Source organism: Ruegeria sp. D3, from assembly GCF_056534465.1.
Map to the genome: position 1 here is coordinate 119,067 of NZ_JBQFPK010000011.1, position 13,722 is coordinate 132,788.

Sequence of the window (13,722 nt, forward strand, 5' to 3'; positions counted from 1 at the left end):
GCAGCGCGCCGAGGCTCAGCTGCTGTTCGGAAATCGCCAATTGTGCAGCGCGTACGCTATGGCTGCATAACCAACAGCAAGCGCAAGCTGCAGCTTCACGATTGGTATGATCATTGAAAGCGACGCGCCCATTTGGTCGACGCGGATGATGGCGGACATAGCCGAAGTTGAGGGCACTGCCATCGCCAGCCAGCGAATTGGATCTGGCACACTTTCGATCGGCCATGAGACGCCGGTTATGAAGAACAGCGGCAATCCCTGCACGACAAGAAAGAAGATGATTCCTTCCCGGGTAGGGATCACCTGAACAAGCGCAAAACCCATTGCGGTCACGGCCATTAGAAACGGCACCGCAATGGCAAACAGCGTTATCGGGTGACCGACCTGCGGCAGCCCATAAATCACTGGCAGCAGCAACTGTGTTACCGCGACCCAGAATGTATACACAAGAATGTAGGCGGTGGGTGTTGCCACCCTCGCTATGCCCGGTCTAGCCGGTTTGCCTGCGTGCATTATTCCTATTCCGATCAGCAGCGTTTGCTGGATTATCAGGACAAACGCGGCTGGAACTGCGAAACTGGCATATCCTCCGTTCGGGTTGAACTGAGGAACCGAAGTAATCACCACCGGCGAAACAAGAGCTGCAGCCGTTCCTGCGTCAACGCCCAGAGCGGTCAGACGGCTTACACGGATTTCGGCCCCAAGACTGTTCGCAGCAGATGACACAGCCGAGGAAATCGCTCCGTAAAGAAGGAAATAACTGCCGTCTCCGAAGGCTGCGATTGGGGATTGGCGCCCGTGCAAAAGATCTTGTTCGAAATCAGGCGGTATGATCAGGACACCATAGACCTTTCGCGCGTTGAACATCTCTTGCGCGGCTGGCAGTCCGTCGGTGTGCGCGACCACTGCGACCTGATCCGAATTGTCGACACGTCGGCGCAGTTCTCGACTGGCGGTTGATCCGTCCTGGTCAATTACGACGATAGGGACATCCCGAACCACTTCGCCTGTATAGGGTTGGGGGTAGAGAAACGCATAGATCAGGATCGAAACGACCATCGTCATGCGCGCACCCTTGTCGGCAAACAGCCTGAAGATCGAGTCCAAAACAGCGTCGAGAAAGCGTTTCATTATGCAGTGCTCGCCTGTTTAGCTGGCATTTGCGCCGAGCGGGCCACCAAAAACACCAGAACTGAACCGTAAAGCAGTATCTGCCCCAGCAACCATCCAAAGGCAGGCAGAGATACTTCAATCGGCGCGCCGCGCAGTACCTGATCCGTGCGAAGTTGCAGATAGGCGGTCAGCGGCAGCAATCCACCCCAAATCCATGCAAAAGTGTTCATTGTTATGCGCGGAAAACTGATGCCGGCAAAGCCGAAGGCTGGGCCGGTCAGCACGCCGGTCAAGCCTAGCGCGCCCACGGTTTCTCCGGCGATCATCGCGAGCATCCCGCCCAGACACAGGCAAGCTAAAACAAAGCCTGCCGAGTAAGCTCCATGCAGCCAAATGTTTCCGTTGAACGGAGCATCAAATGCCCCAAAAATGATCACGTCTGCAAAGATAAGTGTCAGCAAATAGGCTAACCCGTAGGGTGCCAGTTTTCCCGCGATACCCGTGATCGACGAGCCGCCAATCCGGGTCAGCCGTGCCATGCCATTGGGGTGCTGGACGTCGCTGCCGATGGTCAGTGCAGCGCTGGCTGTTATGAAGATTTGCAATACAGTGGGCATAAGGGCGGCAAGCAGGAACTGGACATAGTCCAGAGCCGGATTGAACAGAGGACTGCGCTGAACCGGGATCGGTACGACCGCTTCAACTGCGGCCTCGGGGACAGCCCCGTTTGCGACCAGAGCCTGGGTTGCAACACCTGCCGAAAAGGTCCCCATTGCCTGCCTGCTAGCCCTTGAAACGATGCCTCCGACGGTCAGGAATTGGTTGTTATAGAAGGTAACAAGCTCGGGCCGGTTGCCTTGCAGCAAGTCGCGCCCCATTGACTGGGGTATGAAAATAACGGCGTACACCGCGCCCGAGACGAGAGCGTCCTGCGCCTCGGCCAGAGACGTCGCGCGGACAGTGACCGCAAGGTCCGCAGTGGCGTCGATCATGCGAACAGCCTGGCGCGACAGGGTTGTCCCATCCTGATCGACAACGGCTACGGGCAGGCTCGAAGGAAGCCCGGGCGCGAAGACCGCAGAAAGCAACAGCATCAGGATCAAAGGAAATGGCCCCAGCATAAATGCTAGGCGAGGTTGATGGGCAATCCGGCGCAGCTCTCGACGAAAGGAGCGCCGAAAACCGGCTGGTAGCGGACGCGACATGGCCTAGCGTGCCGCCCAATCCACCAAAGCGCTCATACCCGGCCGCAGGGCCGCATCGCGCGTGACCGGCTCAGCCCTGATCGAGAATGTGCGCAGGTCGAAATCACCCGTGGCTTTCGTGGCGCGCCAATTGGCATAGCTGCCTTCGGCATTGATGGCAGTAACGCGAGCAGGGATCACCAGATCACCCAGGGCCGGTACGCGCACATTCAGTTCCTGCCCAATTTCCAGCCCGTTCAGCAAGTCTTCACGCAGGTTGAACGTGAACCAGGCGTTATCAATATCCACTATGGATAACAAAATAGCCCCGGCCGAGAAAAGCTCGCCAGGTTCTGCAAGCCGGGCGGTGACCTGACCGCTGATAGGTGCTGCAATTTGCAGCTCTTCAAGATCAGTTTGCGTGCGTAGCAAAGCGGCCTTGGCTTCTTGGACCTGAGCCTGAGCAACGGCTTTTTGTTCTATGCTGTTGCCGTTTTCGGCGAGTTCGAGATTGGCCTGCGCCGCGTCGACCCCACGTTGGGCGGCCGCCAAAGTGTTCGAGGCCTCGTCAAGCCTTTGTAGCGAAGCAAACGAGGTTTCGCTGAGTTTTTCGATCCGGTCATAAGTCTTTTGCGCCAGGTCCTGATCGGCTTTGGCGCGCGCAAGCTCGGCCCGGCGCGCGTCGATGACCTCGGGTCGGGTTGCGAAAACCAGATCACGATTGGCAATCGCCACGTCGACAGCGGCTTGTGCCGTCTTCAGACCCGCTTGCAATTGCGGGCTGCCCAAGGACACGACCATATCGCCTATCTGCACGGTGTCCCCGAAATCGACATTCACAGCGGCGACACGGCCGCCGATTTTTGCGGCCAGGTCAATGCGGGTCGCCTCGACTTCGCCTTGAACCACCAGCGGTTTTGGCACTGTTGCGATCCAGGCCAGGGCGCCACCCGCGACCATTGCACTTGCAATGATCGCAGCGAACAACTTGGGTTTTGACATGGCTCGCTCCGTTTCAGTTGATAGCCAGAGTTGCGCTTCAGCTCTTGCACTTAGGTGTCTTTGGTTTCTGGAGGTCGGATGCCGTGGAAAAGGGCGTAGTAGACCGGAACCATCAGCATAGTTACGACTGTTCCCACGGTCAGACCGGCAGCGATTGTGGTCGCCATGGCCACCCAGAAGATGTCCTGCAGCAGTGGCAATACACCAAGGATTGTCGTGGCTGCCCCAAGGAATACGGGATTCAGACGCGAGACTGTTGCCTCGACCAGCGCATCATAAGGCTTCATACCTTCTTCCAGATTGACGCTGACCTGATCCAGCAACACGACCGCGTTCTTGATCATCAGGCCGACAAGGCTCATCGCGCCCAACAGGGCCATAAACGAGAAGGGTTGATTGAATAGCAGCAGGCCACCAGTGATCCCAATCATCGCAAAGGGAACGACCGTAAAGACAACCAGCGCCGGACGGAAAGCGTTGAACAGCGCAACCACCAGGAAGACCATGATCACCAGCGCTGGGCCGGACCCGGGTTTCAGCGAATCCTGGGCATCTGCTGTGCTGAAGGTCTCACCTCTCCATTCGATCCGATATCCGGGGGGCAGCTCGATTGCCTCGATGTCAGCGCGGACCTCATCAACCAAAGAGGGTAGGGTAACGCCTTTCGAGCTGGCCTGAACCGTAACCGCGCGCTGGCGTTGCCAACGGACGATAGTCGGATCCTCCAATTCGATCTCAACCCCTTGCGTTACAGAAGACAATGGCAGCGACTTAGTCGAGAAGGCCGGCTGGATCTGGATTTGCTCAAAGTCACGCCCGACGGTCTGCCGTTCGTCTTCGGTCCGACGTAAGATGATGGGCAGCAGATCCTCATTCTCACGATAGAGACCAACCGGCAGCCCGTCGTAGGCAAAGCGCGCGGCGCTGGCTATGTCGTTGCGGGACGTACCCGTCCAGATGCCGGTTGTCTGATCATACTCCGGAACCAGTTTGGCGACGCGGTTTCGCATATCGCTTCGAATGTCCTTGGCATGGGGGGAAGCGCGTAAGACATCCATCGTCTGTTCCGCCAGGTTGCGCAGTACTTGCGGGTCAGCATTGGCCGGACCGCTAAAGCGAACCTCGAACGGCCATGTATTGCCAGGCCCAGCCGTGTATTTGCGCACCCGCGTCATCGCCTCGGGGATTGCGCCTTCGATCCATGCGTCCAGTTCTGCGACAAGGTCGTTCACGACCTCAAGGCTTTCAGTATTGACCACAAGCTGCGCGTAGCTGGCATAAGGAAGCTCGGGGTCGACCGGCAGATAGAACCGGGGACCGCCTGCGCCCATGAAGGTCGATACGCCTTTCACACGCGGATCGCCATTCAGTTTGTCCTCGACTCTACGTGCCAATTCCGAGGTCTGGTCGATCGTACTGCCTTCTTCGGCCCAGACATCGACCATGAATTGCTGCCGTGTGGCGTCGGTAAAGAACAGGCGGTCGACATAGCTGAAGCCGTAGATCGCGCCGCCCAGTAAGGCCAGAAACACCATCGCGGTGATGCCACGATGACGCAGGCAACGCCTCAATACAGCACGGAACCCCGAGGTAAAGGCGCTTTCGGTATGCGTCGTCTCGACCTTGGGGGTGGGCAACATGTCAATGCACATCAGCGGCGTAATCGTCATGGCAATGATCCAGCTGATCAGCAGCGAAACGGCCACAACAACAAACAAAGATCCCGCGTATTCCCCGGCGGCTGCCGACGAGGCGTAGATAGGAAAAAAGGCCATCACTGCTACAATCGTGGCCCCCAGCAAAGCCATGCTGGGCTGGCCCGCGGCTTCGATCGCGGCTTCGATCTTGCCCATGCCCTTTTTCATGCGCGCGGCCATTCCATCGGCTACGACAATGGCGTTGTCCACCATCATCCCCAGCGCGATCACCAACGCACCCAAAGAGACCCGCTGCAGGTCGATCTTGAGAACGACCATTACCATGAACGTGGCCAAAATGGTCAGAAGTAGTGCACTGCCTATGATCAGGCCCATACGCCATCCCATGAATACAGCAACGACAATCAAGACGACCAATACGGCCTCGAGAAGGTTGACCATGAACGAGTTGATCGACTCGGTTACCAGATCGCTTTGCCAGGCAACTCGGTGCATTTCGATGCCGACGGGGAGGCGGGACGAGATTTCTTCGAGCGCCGCATCGAGGTTGCGCCCGGTATCCACGATATTTCCTCCGGATACGTTTGCAATCGACAAGCCGATTGCAGGCTGTCCGTCATAGCGCATTTGGGTCAGGGCAGGTTCCAGATATCCTTGCCGGATGTCCACGATATCTTGCAGTCGGATCACATCGGAATCGCGTGACACAGGTAGTTGGACAGGTATGTCGGCCCCCTCTGCCACATCCAAAACCCGGTCTGTCAGGCCGGGGCGTAGTTGCAGGTTGCCGATATCCTCAGGTGATTGAAATTCCCCTGTCGGCGCGATCCGCAGCCTGCGATCTCCGATTGTGAGCGCGCCGGAGTCGACCACCTGGTTCTGCAAGTTCAGGGTTAACAGAAAGTCCTGCGCAGACACGCCAAGATCCAGCAGTCGCTGCTCGGAGGCATCCAGATAGATCACCTTGGGCTGCAGGCCCCAGGTCTCGACACGGGATACGCCTTGGACCAGGCTCAGTTCCTTGCGGATGGCTTTTACGTGTTCCTCGAGCTCTGCATAGGTGAACCCATCTCCGGTCACGGCCAGAACGAACCCGTAGACAAAACTAAAGTCGTCGATAACGTTCGGTGCACCAGCGCCGGGCGGTAGGCTGCCTTGCAAATCGCCTACTTTGTTTCGCATTTTGTCCCAGACCTGGGGTAGGCGGTCAGCCCAATATTCCTGCTGAATTTCGACTTTTACGATGGACAGACCTGCATGAGAATACGAGGTTAGGAAGCGCAGTTCCGGCAGTTCTTGAATGGTAGTTTCGATCTTGTCAGTAACTTCCAGTTCGACCTCGGTCGGGCTGGCGCCGGGATATTGGGTTACGACCAGCGCCGTTTTAACCGTAAACTCAGGGTCTTCCAGCTGACCCAGTCGAAAATAGCTGAGCGTTCCGATCACGAGGATCAGCGCCAGCGCAAAATAGGTGACCGTGCGGTTCTTGACCGCGACCGAAGCGAGCGACATCAACTTATTCTCCGCCTGTGGTCAGAGTGACTTTCTGACCGTCCTTCAGAGTGTTCGCGCCGGCAGTCGCGATCCGCATACCGGCCTCAAGGCCGCTGACCAAAAATCCCCGGTCGTTGAATGCGTTAACGGTTACGGGTGTGGCGGATACGGTCAGGTCTTCGGGGTCGATGACCCAGACAAATGTTTCGTCCGGCGATTTCTGGTTGGGTGAAAACACGGCGCTTGAAGGGACGTGAATGCCCTGATCGCTCCAGCTATCCGGCAGATGTACCTTGGCTGTGGCGCGACCGGCCATTCCGGGTTGAATTACGCCACCCTCTGGCTGTTCCATGATGATCGTCACCGGATAAGTCCGGGTCGCTGAAGACGCTTCGTTCCCTACATGTGCGACTTGAGCAGGTATCTTCAGGCCAGGCAGGCTTGAGAATTCAACTTCGATACCTTCGACAAAGGGCTCGAGGTTGATGAAGTTCTCAGGGACTGCAACCTCCATTTCGATGCGCGAGGTGTCGAGCACCCGAACAATGGGCTGGCCGGCGATGGTGTTTTGGAATTGTTCCACATAGGTTGCGGATATCGCGCCGTCAAAAGGGGCGACCAGTGTCGTATAGCCAAGGTTAAGCCGTGCTTCATCCAATTGGCCTTGGGTGGCTTCGATATTGGCTTCGGTCGCCTTGACGAGAGCGATCTGATCGTCAACGCGTGCCTGGGCAATATGATTGTTTTTCACCAGCTGCTCGCGCCGCTCCAACTCGATCTTCGCATTTGTCAGATTGGCTTTCAGCGCGTCGCGCTGTCCTTCCAATGCGCGCACACGCGCTGCGTAAGGGTCTGAGTCCAAAGTGGCCAAAACATCACCGGCCTCGACCTGCGATCCCACATCGACGGGACGTGCAAGAACCTTTCCGGGAACTTCGAAAGCGATGTTGACCTCGCGTACAGCTTTGGCCCGACCCGGATAGCTAGCTAACCGAACCGCATCCACATCCGCAACGACCGTTGACAGAACTGGTCTGACTTGGATCTGCGTTGTCTGTTCTTCTTTGCATCCTGCGACAACGATCATCGCTGTCAGGGTGAACATGGTAACTGGGAGCTTTGCTGTCAGCATCTTTGGTGGCCTTTTCGAACTGAAGCCCAATGGAAATCACACGAGGCGGTATTTACAACTTTAGTATATTTTGTCAACTTTAAGTTTGCTGTCTTTGAAAATGTGACCCAACGGCACACATTTGGCGTTTCCCTGCCAGTATTGATGATAGTCGTGTGAAATTTCATTAAACTCTTCTTGAAGCGGGGATGTCTTTGCCTCAGGTGAAGCCGCCGACCGCGGATCAGCTCTCCAAGCGTGACAAGTCACAAGGCTTACCATCGGCATTGAAAACTGAGGTGACGTAAGGTAAAGCGCGTATTACACTAGGGTTTTTTGCGAGCATGTCACACCGGGGAAATGAAATGCGATCCAAATACACAGACCAGCTCGGTTGTTTCAGCGACGGTTTGGTCGGCGCATGCCATTGCATCTCGGGGGTTCGCACAATGCATGCGAAACTGCGAATGAGCCTCCGGTCAGTAAATCTCTGCTGTGTGAACAGAAGCGGTGACGATTGCAGAAGCTTCCGATTTACTTTGGGGGCTATTTAATAATGCAGCGACCCCAGATCATGACGGGACTTGCCGGGCTGTTGGTCCTGATCATAGGCGTCTGGGCAATCCTGGCCTCGCGGGATGTCCGGGACAAAACGGTGACGTTGACCTTTCAAGCGCAAATGGGCGGTGAGCCTTTGGTCTACGACCAGTTCATCTACGACAACCCCGGCGGGGAAGGGGTGTTTGAAATTCACGACTTCAAGTTCTTCATCAGTAACCTGAGCCTGTCGCAGGGCGGCGAAACGTATGTCGTGCCTGACAGTTACCATTTGTTGCGTTTCGACAACGACTCATTGTCGCACTCGATCACTTTGACAGATGTGCCACTGCGCGACGTTGAGTATCTGCGTTTTCTGGTGGGATTGGATGCGCAAGCCAATACGTCGCTGGAAATGCGGGATAAGCTTGACCCCGAAGGCCAGATGGCTTGGAGTCGAGAAGGCGGCTACAAGTTTGTAGTTTTCGAAGGTGCGCTTCGGATTGGCGAAACTGTGTCGCTATTGACCTATCATGTAGGCTTTTCGGAAAATACGAGAGAGATTTCTGTGTCTTTGCCTGCACAGCACGACACAGGCGGCAAGACTGAAATTGCACTGACAGTAGATCTGTCCAAAATGTTTGCCGGGTCCTACGAAGTAGACATGGGGGCATTGCCTTCGGTCGATTTCGATCGCGATGGCGCAAGGATGTTGGCGGACAACTACGCGTCAATGGTCTCGTTCGGGTTTTGACGGACGTCCCGGCCGAAATTCGGTTCGCATTCGCCCACAAAGTCAAATTTCCGCCCTTTTTTCGTCAGACCAACCGCAAATTCAACACCCAGAAAGGTTCTTGGCATTGGGCAGAGGGTCTTTGTGGTGAAGCGGATCTTTACACATTTCGAGCAGCAAAAGCGCAGGCTTTACTCTATCGCTTTTCTCGCCTTCTCTGCTGGTTACGTTCTATATTCGCATATTGACGTGATGCGGTATGGAATGCCGTTGCCGGTGTTGACCGGGTTGATCTATATGTGCGCTATTGTTTGCGCCACTGTGGTGACCACTTACTTTCTTCCGGGCTTAACCAAAGTGACCGACGCCGTTGCAGTGACGCGGCTTGGCTTTGCGCTTTGGATCGCCGCCACGCAAAGTCATGAACTGGCGGCATCGCCTGTACTTGGCGCGACCATCGTGGTCGGCGGTGCGATTGTGTTGTTGCAGGTTTCGACATGGGCAAAGGCAGTGTCACAAGTACTGTCAACCGATATGCCGGGCCCGCTTTGGACATCCCCAACGCCGCAACCTGTCGCTGTGCGCAGCGCCTGATTATCTAAACGGTTCGTATTTCAGAATCGGTAGGTTGCTCCAATCAGGGGGCCGGACTGATCGAATTTGAATTCATTCCCATCTATGTTGTGCTCAAACGAAATGTAGCGATAACCGCCGCGGATCATCCATCGGTCGTTTATCTCATAATCTGCGGTCAGAAGTACCTGCCATGTTTCACTGCCGCTTCTGAACCCACCGTAGTCGAAAAATGCTGCTCCCGACCATCGGTCAGCTAAGTCGAACCGAGCCCTGATCCCGATAACAGGATCCGTCCAGCTTTCGTTGACATTCACGGAGCGACCGGGGGCCGCACCCGGCAGAACCGTCAGATCGGTTTCCGTCTTGAACCAACGAAACCCGGCAGCAAGATCCACGGTGGACTTTTCTGTGCTCAAAACCCGGTACCCCAAAAAGCCGCTTAGAAACTGCGTCGTCAACGACGTCTCCAACCCTGAGCTGTTGGGAGTCGGGGCGCTGTTGCTGAACGACAAGTCCGTATAGTTGTAATCCCCCAATATGGACCATTGGCCGTTGGTCGCCGCGAATGTACCCATAAAGGCCAATTCAAGGTTCTCCAGCGCGTCCGAAAACGAGAGTGTCCCTTCTAAAGTACCAATTACCGTTTCAGTCGATACGTTTGTTTCTGGCGTAAACAGGTAGATCGTCGCCTGATATGACCAATCCGACTGTTGCGCCAGCGCAGAGATCGGAGCGCAGGCGGCAAACATCAAGCCTACGGTTGCGTCCCTTAATCTTTTAATCCGGCTCATTTGTCTCCTCCTGTCGTTCAAACACTAGTCGATGTGCTTTAAGCTGCGGTGCTGGTATCCTGCTTCTGTCCGAGGCTGACGCGGTTGATATCAGTGCTTGGAAAGAACTCGGCCCAGACATGCCAAAAGACACCTGCGCGCAGCGTCTCGACACGTCGTAGCCTGCCCTGATCCGACATGCCCCAGAAATCGCACCGGGTTATAGGTACGCCACTGTCGTTGTACCAAATCCCCAGGCTTTCATACTTGGGGTCCAAGCTCACGACCACATCGCGCCCGCCGACATTCGCATTCACGATCCAGTTGTTGTCGATCACAAAGTCATCGGTCCAGCAGGCGGCGTCCTTACCGATCGTAATTCCCCAGACATAGGTTTTATTTGGCAAACGCTCGTCCGTGCGGTCCATGTTGTCCATGACGGGCGCGTCCTCTTGGTGTTGGCGTCCGATTCCCCATCCGAAAGTGATCTCGGTGACCATGTCCAGCAGCCGAAGCACGGGATTGGGCGAGGGTTTGTTCAGAAAAACCTCTCCGGCTGGGAATGCCTTTTGAAAGCCGCGAAAGGTCATTCTGTAGGTTGGCCAGGGCGTCATCTGTGCCTCGGGGCGCACAGGGCAGGCTGGGCCTTCGGCGTATTTGTCGTGATCGGCTTCGCGAAACCCATAGATATGCTGGATTGGCTCACCAGATTCGTTATCCCGCAGGATCAGGTTGTTGCCGTGCTGGGCCAAAACCTCGAGGTTCAGCCGTTTGCCTTCGATCCTTGGGATGTAACCCTGCCCAAGGTTGGCCATCGCGCAATAGGTCATCACGATATCCTCGCCCCCTAGACCGTCTGTATTACCTGCAAGATGCGGCCGCATGATCTGTGCGTCCGGGTGCGCGCGGGCAAAGCCGTTATTTTCGATCACGATGACAGGAGCGGTTGGACCGACATATTTACGGGCTTCGTCAATCGGGAAATAGGCGGCGTCGTTTAGTTGGTTCCTTAGTCCCAAATGCACCCACACATAGGGAAAGCCATAAAGGAAAACCGTCAGCAATGCTGCAATCACCCACAGCCAGAACGGTCCGCTGCCCGTAATGAAATGCGCCAGAGTGGCGACCACGAAACCGCCAAGGCCAACTGCGATCAACCGATATTCATGTCGGATAAATCGTATCATGTTCTTGCGTTTTACGGTCAGCACCATCTGGGATACGTCGCCCAGATCGCGAAAATAGACAAAGCCGATGCCCAGCGAAATGACTAAGCCAAGCGCAAATAGAATGCTTCCGACCATCTGCTTCTCCTGAATTGAAACCAGTTACCGAGTTATTGCTGAGGTGACGCGCGTTTGATCAAGAACGCGTCGACGGCTTTCTGAGTTTCGGGGCGAATGTTCTCAATCCCCTCATACGGCGCGCCATACGCGGGTGGGGTGTCGGGGAACTTTTCCTTGCGGGCCATGTGACGCCCCAAAATCCGCGCGAATTCCTGCCCGCCCCAGGCACCCACCTCGGTCGAAACCGAATATTCTTCACGTGTGTCGCGGTAGAGATCGAAGAACTTTGCCAGAATCGCGCTTTCACCCGGGCCAGGAAGTTTTAGTTTTAGCTGATCTTTTACTACCGCCTCAGGTTTGTTGACCGAATAGATAATGACGTGGTCGCGGCGCGCCTTGGTTTCATCAGCAAGCAGCAAAGCAGCAGACTGATCGACCCCGTCCACCAGCCGATCCCGAGGGATGTACTGATCGGCCCCTGCAAAACGCGATAGTGTCGTATAGAGGTCTGAAACATGGATTATGCTGTTCAGCAGACCGTCAGCTTCGATCATGCCGGGCCAGCGGATAAAGGCATCGACGCGGACACCGCCTTCGGTCGTATCGCCTTTCCCTCCTGCGTAGATCAGCGGCGTGAACCCGGATTGCGGCGCGTATTTGGTGAAATGACCGTTGTCGCCCATGACGACTACGACAGTGTTTTCGGACACGCCCAAATCATCCATTCGCGTGAACAGCTCGCCCAGCCACTGGTCCAGCAACTGCATCTTATCAACGTAGAGGCCACCGTTCACACTTTCGGGGCCTGATCGTCCGGCGCGGGTATTGTCCAGCGGTATCATTGGCCAGTACTGCAGAAAAAACGGCTCGTCGCCTTCAGCGAGGCGCTCGAGTTCTTCCAGAGTCTTGTCCTGAAATGCCTGGTTCATTTCATCATATTTTTCTGCGTTCCACCTTTCGCCGGGCTGCATTCGGATCTCGCGGATCGGCCCGCCGGCTTCGCCCTCGATCACGGTCATCATCGCAGCGGCATCAGGGCGGAACCAACCGTCCAGAGTGTACTTGTCATCAAAGTCCCGGATCGCGACAGAGACCTGTTCCTTTATCGCGTCGTCATTGAAGATTGTAAGCTGGCCCTGTTGGTGGATCGCGTGTTGGGCGTAGTCGAACCCCTGGTTCATAGCCCAGCTTTCAGCGATGTCGCCCATGTGCCATTTCCCAACATGGCTAGTGGCGTATCCCGCTTGCTTCAGAACTTCGGCGAGCGTGACTTCACCATCAGGCAGCCCGAACCCGGCAATGTCGACGGTTGTGTCGCCCATACCCATTCGCACTGGCAATCGTCCTGTCATTTGCGCCACGCGGGTTGGGGTGCATGATGGCTCGGTATACATCCGGACCATCCGTAGGGCCTGATCCGAAAAATCGTTGATATTCGGCGTTTCATAACCACGAACTGCGTTCAGTTCGGGGATTCCCATGTCACCAAACCCCATGTCGTCGATCAATACGCTGACGATATTCGGGGGTTTACCACCGTTTTGGTCCTGAAAGGCTGCCAATGCCGCATCGACCACCGAGTCGTCCTGCGCCCATTGATCGGCGTGTTGGGCGTGAAGAATATAGTATTCAGCATCGTGTTGAATCGCTTCGTTTTGCGCAGAGGCGAATGAAGCGCTCAAACTTGCTGCCAGAACAAGAAGGCAGGACAATCTCATTAGTTTCCCCTTGTTTTTAAAAGAATCTCCGGGTGATAAAGGCAATCGTATATCACATTGAAACATCAGAATGTGACGCAGGCAAGAGAAATGCCTTAGACGGAACGGCCCTCAGACACTGGGGATCTGAGATCGGTAAGGTGGCTGTTCGTTCAGAAATTGTGAACAACGACCATAAGGCGTCGGAATTATCTTCGGCCAAGCGCCAAAAAAAAGGGTGATTTTGGCATAAAATGCCCAGTTAATATTGGGTTAAAGTTGCACGGGTAATTTGTATTCGTGGTTAAAGTAACGAGTAGAATATGTTTAAATCAATGATGAGAGAGCCGTTCCCGGCACACTGGAAAACTGCCATCGCCACGCGTCTGGGGAACGGCTCTTCTAAGCAGAACAGAGAAATGCTTGAACTGGCACTGCCAGCCGCCGCATGCGTATGCCTGCTGCTGTACTGGCTGAAAAGCGCCTCCGTCGAAAGCTATGTTTCGGTCCTGATGTAAGTCGGGTTGCTACAACCTTGGTATTGCTTTGAGTCCTCGGTTT

The 13,722-nt window shown here is 55.4% G+C and carries 11 protein-coding genes; 3 read left to right on the forward strand and 8 right to left on the reverse strand.

Annotation, left to right across the window (positions count from 1 at the left end; all coding sequences use genetic code 11):
- Positions 1-15: 15 nt before the first annotated feature.
- The 5 genes from ACR0DX_RS16605 to ACR0DX_RS16625 all read right to left on the reverse strand — a co-directional run bounded on the left by ACR0DX_RS16605 (position 16) and on the right by ACR0DX_RS16625 (position 7,583).
- A complete protein-coding gene (locus ACR0DX_RS16605; RefSeq protein ID WP_480846771.1) occupies positions 16-1,131 on the reverse strand; it encodes an ABC transporter permease in 1,116 nt (371 codons plus the stop codon).
- Positions 1,131-2,234, reverse strand: coding sequence for an ABC transporter permease (locus tag ACR0DX_RS16610; RefSeq protein WP_170356159.1), 1,104 nt, complete (start codon positions 2,232-2,234; stop codon positions 1,131-1,133). Before ACR0DX_RS16610 ends, ACR0DX_RS16605 begins: the two co-directional genes overlap by 1 nt.
- An 87-nt stretch (positions 2,235-2,321) precedes the next feature.
- Positions 2,322-3,299 (reverse strand): efflux RND transporter periplasmic adaptor subunit, encoded by a 978-nt coding sequence (locus tag ACR0DX_RS16615; protein ID WP_170356160.1) that lies wholly within the window; start codon positions 3,297-3,299, stop codon positions 2,322-2,324.
- Between the two features lie 50 nt (positions 3,300-3,349).
- A complete protein-coding gene (locus ACR0DX_RS16620) occupies positions 3,350-6,469 on the reverse strand; it encodes an efflux RND transporter permease subunit (RefSeq protein ID WP_170724709.1) in 3,120 nt (1,039 codons plus the stop codon).
- A gap of 4 nt (positions 6,470-6,473) precedes the next feature.
- Positions 6,474-7,583: an efflux RND transporter periplasmic adaptor subunit gene (locus ACR0DX_RS16625; protein ID WP_170527453.1), complete on the reverse strand. Its 1,110-nt coding sequence runs from the start codon at positions 7,581-7,583 to the stop codon at positions 6,474-6,476.
- Between the two features lie 535 nt (positions 7,584-8,118).
- Here ACR0DX_RS16625 and ACR0DX_RS16630 point away from each other — a divergent pair.
- Positions 8,119-8,853: an MbnP family protein gene (locus tag ACR0DX_RS16630; protein WP_480846775.1), complete on the forward strand. Its 735-nt coding sequence runs from the start codon at positions 8,119-8,121 to the stop codon at positions 8,851-8,853.
- Positions 8,854-8,979: 126 nt separating this feature from the next.
- The gene (locus tag ACR0DX_RS16635; protein ID WP_480846777.1) at positions 8,980-9,426 is read left to right on the forward strand and encodes a hypothetical protein; all 447 of its coding nucleotides are present in this window, start codon (positions 8,980-8,982) and stop codon (positions 9,424-9,426) included.
- 20 nt (positions 9,427-9,446) lie between these two features.
- Here ACR0DX_RS16635 and ACR0DX_RS16640 read toward each other — a convergent pair whose 3' ends face one another.
- The 3 genes from ACR0DX_RS16640 to ACR0DX_RS16650 are packed head-to-tail and all read right to left on the reverse strand — an operon-like array spanning position 9,447 to position 13,182.
- Entirely contained in the window at positions 9,447-10,199 is a 753-nt protein-coding gene (locus ACR0DX_RS16640) for an outer membrane protein (RefSeq protein ID WP_480846779.1), read from the reverse strand.
- Between the two features lie 38 nt (positions 10,200-10,237).
- Positions 10,238-11,482, reverse strand: a complete 1,245-nt coding sequence (locus ACR0DX_RS16645) for a DUF3179 domain-containing (seleno)protein (protein ID WP_480846781.1) — start codon at positions 11,480-11,482, stop codon at positions 10,238-10,240.
- A 32-nt stretch (positions 11,483-11,514) separates the two neighbouring features.
- A complete protein-coding gene (locus ACR0DX_RS16650; RefSeq protein ID WP_170356167.1) occupies positions 11,515-13,182 on the reverse strand; it encodes a sulfatase-like hydrolase/transferase in 1,668 nt (555 codons plus the stop codon).
- A gap of 302 nt (positions 13,183-13,484) precedes the next feature.
- Between ACR0DX_RS16650 and ACR0DX_RS16655 the strand changes: the two genes are divergently transcribed.
- Positions 13,485-13,679: a hypothetical protein gene (locus ACR0DX_RS16655; RefSeq protein WP_170356168.1), complete on the forward strand. Its 195-nt coding sequence runs from the start codon at positions 13,485-13,487 to the stop codon at positions 13,677-13,679.
- The last annotated feature ends 43 nt before the right edge of the window (positions 13,680-13,722 follow it).

What these genes read in the sequence shown, in the direction of transcription:
- ACR0DX_RS16650 (WP_170356167.1), bottom strand. Translation starts at nt 13,182, where the DNA reads ATGAGATTGTCCTGCCTTCTTGTTCTGGCAGCAAGTTTGAGCGCTTCA.
- ACR0DX_RS16655 (WP_170356168.1), top strand. Translation starts at nt 13,485, where the DNA reads ATGTTTAAATCAATGATGAGAGAGCCGTTCCCGGCACACTGGAAAACT.
- ACR0DX_RS16630 (WP_480846775.1), top strand. Translation starts at nt 8,119, where the DNA reads ATGCAGCGACCCCAGATCATGACGGGACTTGCCGGGCTGTTGGTCCTG.
- ACR0DX_RS16640 (WP_480846779.1), bottom strand. Translation starts at nt 10,199, where the DNA reads ATGAGCCGGATTAAAAGATTAAGGGACGCAACCGTAGGCTTGATGTTT.
- ACR0DX_RS16610 (WP_170356159.1), bottom strand. Translation starts at nt 2,234, where the DNA reads ATGCTGGGGCCATTTCCTTTGATCCTGATGCTGTTGCTTTCTGCGGTC.
- ACR0DX_RS16605 (WP_480846771.1), bottom strand. Translation starts at nt 1,131, where the DNA reads ATGAAACGCTTTCTCGACGCTGTTTTGGACTCGATCTTCAGGCTGTTT.
- ACR0DX_RS16615 (WP_170356160.1), bottom strand. Translation starts at nt 3,299, where the DNA reads ATGTCAAAACCCAAGTTGTTCGCTGCGATCATTGCAAGTGCAATGGTC.
- ACR0DX_RS16625 (WP_170527453.1), bottom strand. Translation starts at nt 7,583, where the DNA reads ATGCTGACAGCAAAGCTCCCAGTTACCATGTTCACCCTGACAGCGATG.
- ACR0DX_RS16620 (WP_170724709.1), bottom strand. Translation starts at nt 6,469, where the DNA reads ATGTCGCTCGCTTCGGTCGCGGTCAAGAACCGCACGGTCACCTATTTT.
- ACR0DX_RS16645 (WP_480846781.1), bottom strand. Translation starts at nt 11,482, where the DNA reads ATGGTCGGAAGCATTCTATTTGCGCTTGGCTTAGTCATTTCGCTGGGC.